The organism is Ruminococcus champanellensis 18P13 = JCM 17042 (assembly GCF_000210095.1).
Lineage (GTDB): Bacteria > Bacillota > Clostridia > Oscillospirales > Ruminococcaceae > Ruminococcus_F > Ruminococcus_F champanellensis.
Genome location: NC_021039.1, coordinates 880184 through 881520, shown reverse-complemented (window position 1 = coordinate 881520; position 1337 = coordinate 880184). Strand labels below are relative to the sequence as shown.

At 43.3% G+C, this 1337-nt stretch carries 2 protein-coding genes; both read left to right on the top strand.

The window, feature by feature from the left end; genetic code table 11:
* Window positions 1–177: 177 nt before the first annotated feature.
* Window positions 178–456 (top strand): hypothetical protein, encoded by a 279-nt coding sequence (locus RUM_RS13055; RefSeq protein ID WP_015557900.1) that lies wholly within the window; start codon window positions 178–180, stop codon window positions 454–456.
* Complete coding sequence (locus RUM_RS03900; protein ID WP_242821747.1) at window positions 431–1267, top strand: tyrosine-type recombinase/integrase; 837 nt, start codon at window positions 431–433, stop codon at window positions 1265–1267. Before RUM_RS13055 ends, RUM_RS03900 begins: the two co-directional genes overlap by 26 nt.
* Window positions 1268–1337: the final 70 nt, after the last annotated feature.

The following is a 1337-nucleotide window of genomic DNA, read 5'->3' as shown; positions in this document are numbered from 1 at the left end:
AACGAAATCCGCAATTTCATCAGATATAAGTTATGAATGGCATACTATCCCATATTGATATTATACAAAAAATATCGTAGAATTGCAAGTATCAAGTTAAAAATCGGCGGTTTGTATACAACAGGGGCAACGTAGATGTGCAGATTGCTCATCTGTGAGTGTATGGAGGGTTACTGAATGGAAAATGAAGGCATTTGCATTATAATGCGTAAAGACGGACGATACATGGGTAAGTTCGTCACTGGATACGGAGATGACCGCAAGGCACAGTATCAATATGTCTACGGCAAGACCTACGAAGAAGCCGAAAACAAGGTGCTTATAGGGCGTGAAATAGCCACACGCTTCCTGTCGTGCAGATATATCACAGTCGGCAAGGTATATCGGGAATGGCTGAATGCCGTGGTAAACCGTGTCAAGGAATCCACGCTTGCAAACTATATTAACAAGTTTTGAGAAGCATATTCTACCTGAGTTTGGAGATGTGCCTTGTGCAGACCTGACCGCTGGCAGGATAAATGCCTTTATAAATAAAAAGCTCGCAGACGGGTTATCTGCAAGCTATGTGAGGGATATATTTACTGTATTTAAAACAATGCTGAAATATGCTCAGGAGGAATACGGCTTCAAGCTGTCCCTGAAAAATGTCGTTCTCCCCAAAGCCGAAAGAAAACAGGTCGAGAAGATCAGCGATACAGAGCAGAAAAAGCTCGTTTCCTACCTGAAAGCGAATATGTCGCTTACCGCTTTTGGTATCCTGCTTTCGCTGTTTATGGGTTTGCGTATCGGTGAGCTTTGCGGGTTGAAGTGGGAAGATGTCGATTTTCAGCATAAGATACTGCATATCAGGCGAACTGTTCAGCGTATCAGTTCCTCAAACGGCAACAGAAAAACAAAAATCGTTATTTCTTCTCCGAAGTCTGCGACCTCTTTCAGAGATATTGTGATCCCCGATGTTCTGATGCAATATTTTGAAATGTTCCGAAATCAAGCCGATTCTTTTATCCTTTCGGGAACGGACAAGCTTGTTGAACCACGAACAATGCAGTACCGCTACAAGAAAATACTGCGTACCGTCGATGTGGAAGATCATAATTATCACAAGCTCCGCCATACTTTTGCGACTAATTCCGCCGAGAAAGGCTTTAACGTAAAAGCTCTGTCCGCCGTCCTCGGTCACAGCAGCGTTACCCTGACACTCAACCGATATGTTCACCCTGACCGCACCTATGAACGCAGGCTGATGAATATGTGTATGCAGTTGTAAATCGTTGTCAGAACAGTATCTTGAAAATTGAATAGTGACGATTTTACGCTGTTTTGTGAGCGCTATCCTG